The 620-nt window shown below is 71.6% G+C and carries 1 protein-coding gene; it reads left to right on the forward strand.

Going from position 1 to position 620, the window contains the following annotated elements:
• A partial coding sequence (locus AP428_RS17575) for an autotransporter-associated beta strand repeat-containing protein (RefSeq protein ID WP_197285603.1) occupies window positions 1–620 on the forward strand: 620 nt, incomplete at both ends.

The raw sequence follows: 620 nt of genomic DNA on the forward strand, positions 1-620 counted from the left end.
CGGCAGCAACAGTCTCACGCTGGGCGGTGCGATTTCCGGTGCGGGCAGCCTCGTGAAGGACGGTGCGGCCACCACCACGCTGACCGGCGCGAATACCTACACGGGCGGCACGACGATCAACGCAGGGACGCTGGCGGTGAGCGCGGGCGGCAGCCTCGCATCGACCGGCGCGATGAACCTGGCAGGCGCCGGCGCGACGCTCGATCTGAGTGCCGCGACGGGCGCACAAACGCTCGGCGCATTGTCGGGTGTCGCGGGAACGAGCCTCAACCTCGGCGGCAACGCACTGACGCTGGGCGGTACGGCCAGCGGCACGTTCGGCGGGGTGATCGGCGGCACCGGCGGTCTCACGTTGTCGGGCACCGGCACGCAGACGCTGTCCGGCGCGAACACCTATACGGGCGGCACGACGATCAACAGCGGCAGCACGCTGGCACTCGGCGCGGGCGGCAGCCTGGCGTCGACCGGCACGGTGAACCTGACCGGGTCGGGCGCGACGTTCAACCTGAGCGGCGCATCGGGCGCGCAGACGATCGGCGCACTGACCGGCGCGGCCGGCACGAACGTGAACCTCGGCGGCAACGGGCTGACGCTGAGCAGCGCGGGCAACTATGCGTTCG

This window comes from Burkholderia sp. E168m22, from assembly GCF_001319805.1.
In the GTDB taxonomy this organism is placed as follows: Bacteria; Pseudomonadota; Gammaproteobacteria; order Burkholderiales; family Burkholderiaceae; genus Burkholderia; species Burkholderia orbicola.